Here is a 5,203-nt window from a genome sequence, read left to right as displayed (position 1 = left end):
AGGTTCAGCAGCTGCACCGCACTTCGGCTGACCTGTTCCACCAACGGCCCCGGCAGCCACCCCGCCGCCACCAGCCGAGCCGCCCCGTCCGCCGCGAGCCGGTCGGCCAGGGAGTCCGGGGACGGACGTCCGGACGAGTCCTTCGAGAGGCAGGCCGCGACGACTTCCCGCAACTCGCCCGCCAGGGAACCGAGTTCGGGCTCCTCGTGCACGACCTTGTAGAGCAGGGCGGCCGAGGAGTCCCCGGGGAAGGGGGACGACCCCGTGGCCGCGTACGCCAGTACCGCTCCCAGAGAGAAGACATCGGCCGCCCCCGTGACGCCCTTGCCGAGGATCTGCTCGGGCGACATGTAGCCGGGAGAGCCGATGGAGACGCCGGTCGACGTCAGGGACGCCGTGCCCTCCGTCGCGCGGGCGATGCCGAAGTCGATGAGGAGGGGGCCGTCGAGGGTCAGGAGTACGTTCGAGGGCTTCACGTCCCGGTGGACCAGGCCCAGTCCGTGTACCGCCGACAGTGCCTCCGCGAGGCCCGCCCCGAGGACCCGTACGGAATGCTCCGGCAGCGGACCGGCGTCCGCGATCGCCGCGGCGAGTGACGGGCCGGCGGCGTACGCGGTCGCCACCCACGGCACCGACGCGTCGGGGTCGGCGTCGAGGACCGGCGCCGTGTACGCGCCGCCCACCCGCCGCGCCGCCTCGACCTCGCGCCGGAACCGGGCGCGGAACTCCTCGTCGAGCGCGAAGTGCGGATGCACGATCTTGACCGCGACGGTACGGCCGCCGGCGCTACGGCCCAGATAGACCCGGCCCATTCCGCCCGAGCCGAGTCGGCCGAGCAGCCGGTAGGGCCCCACGGTGGTGGGTTCGCCGACATCGAGCGGCTGCATGGCGTTGTGCCTCCCCCGGACGTGCTCCACTCCCCAGCAGGGTAGTGCCGTACGTTCGGCCCACCCTCCCCATTACGCGAGGTAATGCCAGGGGATTCGTTCGGCGGAATTCACCCCGCAGTTCCCCGCAGTTCCCTTCCCAACGGCTCCCCAGGATTCCCTACGGCTCCAGCAGAGCCACCTTCACATCCGCCGGGAAGCCGGTCGTCGGTCCCACCCGTCGCGCGAACTCCGTGACGGCCTCCAACTGCGGCCCGCCGAAACGGAAGTCGAGCGTCGTGAAGTAGTGCTCCAGAACGCTCTCGTCGAAGGCCTCCCAGCGCGCCGCCTGCTCGGCGACCTTGCCGACCTCGTCCAGGGAGAGGTCCCGCGAGGCGAGAAAGGCCTCGTGGACCTTGCGCGTGACGACGGGCTCGCGCTCCAGGTACTCGCGGCGGGCCGCCCAGACCGCGAAGACGAACGGCAGCCCCGTCCACTCCTTCCACAGCGTGCCCAGGTCGTGCACGGCGAGCCCGTACTTCGGTCCGTCGAGCAGGTTGGCGCGCAGGGCAGCGTCCCCGATGAGCACGGCGGCGTCGGCCTCCCGCATCATCAGGGCCAGGTCGGGCGGGCAGGTGTAGTACGACGGCCGTACGCCGAACCGCTCGCCCAGCAGCAGCTGAGCGAGCCGTACGGACGTGCGCGAGGTCGAGCCCAGGGCGACCCGGGCGCCGTCCAGGTCCTCCAGCGGGACCTGGGAGACGATCACGCAGGACATCACCGGGCCGTCGCAGCCGACCGCGATGTCGGGGAAGGCGACCAGGTCGTCGGCGTTCTTGAGGAACTCGACGAGCGTGATGGGCCCGATGTCGAGATCGCCCTGCACCAGCTGCTCGCTGAGCTTCTCCGGGGTGTCCTTGGTGAGCTCGAAGTCGAGGAGCGTCCCCGTACGCGCGAGCCCCCAGTACAGGGGCAGGCAGTTCAGGAACTGGATGTGGCCGACGCGCGGCCGGGTGCGAGAATTGTCCACATCGTGAGGCTATCCCCCGTCAGGTGCAGTGCGGGCTTCAGGGTCCCGGAGTGGTGAAGAGTGGTAGAGAGAGATTCCGGAAACCATCTCGGTCTCCTATGTCAACCCCTGTGACACCCGACCGACGCCTTTACGTCAACCCATCGGGCGAACTCTCCAAACTTCCGGGTGACGTGATCTTGCCCTCTATTGCTTTCGGCTGGCTGCGTGCTAGGCTCGCCGCAAGTTGCAGTTTGGTTTCCCTTGCAGTACAGAGCCTGCGGAGCATGTGACCGCGGGCTCTCGTCGTTTTCAGATGAATGCAGTTGTTTAACACACTTGCAGGTTCTGGAGCAGGGCAACCCTTTGGGCCCAAGGAGGGCTTATGGCTACCGGAACCGTGAAGTGGTTCAACGCCGAAAAGGGCTTTGGCTTCATCGCCCAAGAAGGCGGCGGCCCCGACGTCTTCGTCCACTACTCCGCGATCAACGCGAGCGGCTTCCGCTCTCTCGAAGAGAACCAGGCGGTTACCTTCGACGTGACCCAGGGTCCGAAGGGCCCGCAGGCGGAGAACGTCACCCCCGTCTGACCCTTCGGCTTCAAGAGCCCGACGCTCTGATGCTTTGATCTGGAACGAATGCAGTACCCAAGGAGCCCCGACACCCACTGGTGCCGGGGCTCCTGCCTTTGCTTCGCGATGCCGGTCGGCTACCGCTCGTACAGCGCCTCGATCTCCGCTGCGAAGTCCCGCGCGATCGCATCCCGGCGCAGCTTCATCGTCGGGGTCAGATGCCCCGCCTCCTCGCTGAAGCTGCCCGGCAGGACGGCGAAGCGGCGTATGGACTCCGGGCGGGACACGAGCTTGTTGGCCTCGTTGATCGCTCGCTGGAGGATGGCGCGCAGCTCCTCGTCGTCGACGAGGAGTTCGGCGGGGACCGCGTGCTTGCGGTTCATCTGTCGCCAGTGGGTGATGCCGTCGGGGTCGAGGGTGATGAGGGCCGAGATGTACGGGCGGCCGTCGCCGAGCACCATGCACTGGGCGATCAGCGGGTGCGAGCGAAGCCAGTCCTCCAGGGGAGCCGGGGCCACGCTCTTGCCGCCGGCGGTGATCAGGATTTCCTTCTTGCGGCCGGTGATCGAGAGGTGGCCCTCGTCGTCCAGTTCGCCGATGTCGCCCGTCGCGAACCAGCCGTCGGGTGCGGCGGGGACGACACCGCCCGCGTACGGGTCCCAGTAACCGCGGAAGACATGCCCTCCGCTCACCAGGATCTCCCCGTCCGCGGCGATACGGACCCGGGTGCCGGGCAGGGGCCAGCCCACCGTGCCCAGTCGGGGTTTGCGGGGCGGGGTGACCGTTGCCGCCGCCGTCGACTCCGTGAGGCCGTAGCCCTCGTAGATCTCTATGCCCGCGCCGGCGAAGAAGGCCGCCAGGTCGCGGCCGAGCGGGGAGCCGCCGCAGATGGCGTACCGGACGCGGCCGCCCAGGGCGTTGCGGATACGGCGGTAGACGAGGGGGTCGTAGAGGGTTCGGGCCGCGCGGAGGGAACGGGTCGGGCCGCCCCACCCGTGCTGCTGGGCCTCGATCGCCTCGCCGTAGGCGCGGGCGACGCGGGCCGCGCGGTCGAAGGACGAGGCCCGGCCCATGCGTTCGGCGGTCGCGCGGGCCGTGTTGAAGACCTTCTCCAGGACGTACGGAATGGCGACGAGGAACGTCGGCTTGAAGGTGGCCAGGTCGGCGAGGAGTTCCTCGCTCCCGATGCCCGGGGCGTGGCCTAGGCGGACGCGGGCGCGGAGGCAGCCGACCGAGATCATGCGGCCGAGGACGTGGGAGAGGGGGAGGAAGAGGAGCGTGGCCGCCGGTTCGTCGGTGAGGGACCTGAAGGCCGGGTAGAGGAGTTCGATGGCGTTGTCGACTTCGGCGAAGAAGTTGCCGTGGGACAGCGCACAGCCCTTGGGGCGGCCGGTCGTGCCCGAGGTGTAGATGATCGTGGCGAGCGTCCCCGGACCCAGCACTCCACGCCGTACGGCGACTTCCTGGTCCTGCACGTCCCGGCCCAGCTCGGCGAGCCGCTCCACGTGCCCCTTCTCGAAGACCCACACATGCCGCAGATCCGGGATGCGCTCCCGCTCAGGACCCAGCGCGGCGGCCTGCCCGACGCCCTCGACGGCCAGGGCGACGGCTCCGGAGTCCTGGAGGATCCAGCGGGTCTGGAAGAGGGACGAGGTCGGGTAGATCGGCACGGTCACGAGTCCGGCGGCCCAGGCCGCGAAGTCCAGCAGCGTCCACTCGTACGTCGTACGCGACATGATGGCGATCCGGTCACCCGGCATCAGCCCCTCGGCGATCAACCCCTTTGCCAGAGCCAGCACCTCGTCCGCGAACGCGTTCGCCGTCACGTCCACCCAGCCGCCGTCCGGCCCCTTGCGGCTCAGTACGACATCGGCGGGGGCCTCGCTCGCGTTGTCGAACGGGATGTCCGCGAGTGACCCATGAGTGACCGGCGCGATGAGCGGCGGCACCGACACCTCCCGTACGACACCGTCCAGCCGCTTGATCTCCGGCTCGACGAGCGCGGGTGCGGGGGTGGAGGACTTTCTGGCGGACATGGGGCGGCTCCTTGTCGTCATGCCTGTGGGGGGAGGTGGTTCCGAGTCGGCATCACGCATCACGCATCACGCATCACAAGGGGCGGTCCCCCCACGGGTCCCCCATGGGTGCTACGGGACTGGTCGTGCTGTTGTTCAGTGGGAGTGGAAGGTCTTCAACATACGCATTACGGCGTACGCGGGTACCGTCGGCGACCCGTCTTCACCAGCGACGACGCCACCCTCCACAACATTCACAGGCGGCGGGGGCCGTATCGACCAACTCCTGACCTCTGAGTAATCTTACTCTGGAGTAAGACTCACGACCGAGACGACCGAGACGACTGAGCTGATCGAGCTGAGGGGTTCTTGAACGATGGCCGACCGCTGTCTGCGCTTCACAGGTACCCCGCCCGGTCGCTTCCTCACCCGCCGGCTCGGCCTCCCGCAGCCCGCCCCACTCCGCCGCCGGTCGGCCGAACGGCCCACTCTGGAGGGGGAATTGGTCCGCCTCACGGCGGGTAAGTCGGCGGTCACGGGCGATCTCGGCGAGGTGCTTTCCCATACGGCCGGGATCGTGGGGCTCGTACGCTCCCTCGCACCGCGCGCCCTCGCCCCCGGTTTCATCGAGACGAAGATGACGGCCACCGTGCCGCTGTTCACCCGGGAGGCGGGGAGGCGCATGAACTCCCTTGCGCAGGGCGGGCTTCCGGTGGACGTGGCCGAGACGTAGGCCTCCGGC

At 69.0% G+C, this 5,203-nt stretch carries 4 protein-coding genes and 1 pseudogene; 2 read left to right on the top strand and 3 right to left on the bottom strand.

Features of this window, described 5'->3' with window-relative positions:
- Together G5C60_RS49320 and G5C60_RS49315 are read right to left on the bottom strand one after the other, a co-directional pair.
- Window positions 1-887: serine/threonine-protein kinase (locus tag G5C60_RS49320; protein WP_165270621.1), on the bottom strand; the 887-nt coding region annotated here is incomplete at its 3' end.
- A 160-nt stretch (window positions 888-1,047) separates the two neighbouring features.
- On the bottom strand, window positions 1,048-1,896 hold the full coding sequence (locus G5C60_RS49315; RefSeq protein ID WP_165270619.1) for an MqnA/MqnD/SBP family protein: 849 nt from the start codon (window positions 1,894-1,896) through the stop codon (window positions 1,048-1,050).
- Window positions 1,897-2,260: 364 nt separating this feature from the next.
- Here G5C60_RS49315 and G5C60_RS49310 point away from each other — a divergent pair, with 364 nt between their 5' ends.
- Window positions 2,261-2,464: a cold-shock protein gene (locus G5C60_RS49310; protein ID WP_033319512.1), complete on the top strand. Its 204-nt coding sequence runs from the start codon at window positions 2,261-2,263 to the stop codon at window positions 2,462-2,464.
- Between the two features lie 119 nt (window positions 2,465-2,583).
- On the opposite strand, the gene G5C60_RS49305 is transcribed toward G5C60_RS49310, so the two are convergent.
- Window positions 2,584-4,482, bottom strand: a complete 1,899-nt coding sequence (locus tag G5C60_RS49305; protein ID WP_241267633.1) for an AMP-dependent synthetase/ligase — start codon at window positions 4,480-4,482, stop codon at window positions 2,584-2,586.
- Between the two features lie 475 nt (window positions 4,483-4,957).
- Between G5C60_RS49305 and G5C60_RS49295 the strand changes: the two are divergent.
- Window positions 4,958-5,191: pseudogene (locus G5C60_RS49295) on the top strand (3-oxoacyl-ACP reductase); the annotation flags it as partial.
- Between the last annotated feature and the right edge of the window lie 12 nt (window positions 5,192-5,203).

The sequence above is a fragment of the Streptomyces scabichelini genome (assembly GCF_011045015.1).
Classification (GTDB): domain Bacteria; phylum Actinomycetota; class Actinomycetes; order Streptomycetales; family Streptomycetaceae; genus Streptomyces; species Streptomyces scabichelini.
This window is presented reverse-complemented; position numbering and strand designations above follow the sequence as displayed.

What these genes read in the sequence shown, in the direction of transcription:
- G5C60_RS49310 (WP_033319512.1), top strand. Translation starts at nt 2,261, where the DNA reads ATGGCTACCGGAACCGTGAAGTGGTTCAACGCCGAAAAGGGCTTTGGC.
- G5C60_RS49305 (WP_241267633.1), bottom strand. Translation starts at nt 4,482, where the DNA reads ATGTCCGCCAGAAAGTCCTCCACCCCCGCACCCGCGCTCGTCGAGCCG.